General features: G+C 73.5%; 1 protein-coding gene. It reads left to right on the top strand.

The features are described 5' to 3' along the window. A partial coding sequence (locus tag Q8S40_RS21185; RefSeq protein ID WP_305671989.1) for a gamma-glutamyltransferase family protein occupies window positions 1-1,349 on the top strand: 1,349 nt, incomplete at both ends.

Raw genomic sequence — 1,349 nt, 5'->3', positions numbered from 1 at the left:
GGGCCTTCATGATGGTGTTCGACGGCGAAACCGGCGCGGTCACCAGCTATGACGGGCGCGAGTCCGCGCCGGCGGCGGCGACGCCCGAGCTGTTTTTCGATGACGGACGGCCGCTGGGCTTCGGCGAGGCGGTGCTGAGCGGACGTTCGACGGGCGCGCCGGGGGTGGTGGCCATGCTGGCCCTGGCCCAGACGGCGCACGGCCGGCTGCCGTGGAGCGCCCTGTTCGGCGACGCCGAGCGGCTGGCCCGCGACGGCTTTGTGGTCAGTCCGCGGCTGGCCGGCTTCATCGTCGCGACCCGGGGACAGGCCCGCACCCGCTGGGCCGACGCCTATTTCACCCGGCCGGACGGCGGGCGCTACGCCGCCGGGGATGTGCTGCGCAATCCCGCCTATGCCGAGACGGTGGCCGAGCTGGCGGCGGGCGGGGCCGAGGTCTTCTACAACGGCCGCGTGGCGCGCGAGATCGCCGCGACAGTGGCGGAGGGGCCGCGTCCCGGGACCCTGACGGTGCAGGACATCGCCGCCTATCAGCCGATCGAGCGCGGGGCCCTGTGCCGACCATACCGCGTCTACGTTGTCTGCGTGCCGCCGCCGCCGTCCAGCGGGGTGGCGGTGCTGCAGTTGCTGGCCATGGCCGAGGCGACGCCGGACATCGCGCTTGGTCCGGACAGCGCCGCGGCCTGGACCGCCCTGGCCCAGCTGCAGCGGCTGATGTACGCCGACCGCGACCGCTATGTCGGAGATCCCGGGTTCGTGCGGGTGCCGGTCCAGGGGCTGCTGGATCCGGACTATACGGCGTCTCGCGCGGCCCTGGCTCCTGGTCTGACGGGCGCAGCGGAGGCGGGAACGCCGCCCGGCGGCGCCATCGCCGGGCCCGATGCGACGCAGGAGCCCGCCGGCACCTCGCATTTCGTCATCGTCGACGCCTGGGGCGGGGCTGTCAGCATGACCACCACGGTCGAGAGCGTGTTCGGTTCGGGGCGGATGGCGGCGGGCTTCTTCCTCAACAACCAGCTGACTGACTTCTCCTTCGCGCCGACCCGGGCGGGCGGAGAACCGGCGGCAAACGCCGCGGCCCCAGGCAAGCGACCGCGGTCATCGATGGCGCCGGTCCTGATCCTCGACCGCGAGGGACGGCTGGTCGGGGCCCTCGGCTCGCCGGGGGGGACCTCGATCCTGGCCTATAACGCCCGGGCCCTGATCGCCGTGCTGGACTGGGACTTGCCGATGCAGGCGGCCTTCGACCTGCCCAATCTGGTGGCGAGGGGCGACGGGTTCGGGGCCGACACCGAACGCTTCTCCGAGCCGTTGCGCCAAGGGCTGGCGGCGCGGGGCGTGACCCTGCGG

This window comes from Falsiroseomonas sp., from assembly GCF_030695085.1.
GTDB lineage: Bacteria > Pseudomonadota > Alphaproteobacteria > Acetobacterales > Acetobacteraceae > Falsiroseomonas.
This window is presented reverse-complemented; position numbering and strand designations above follow the sequence as displayed.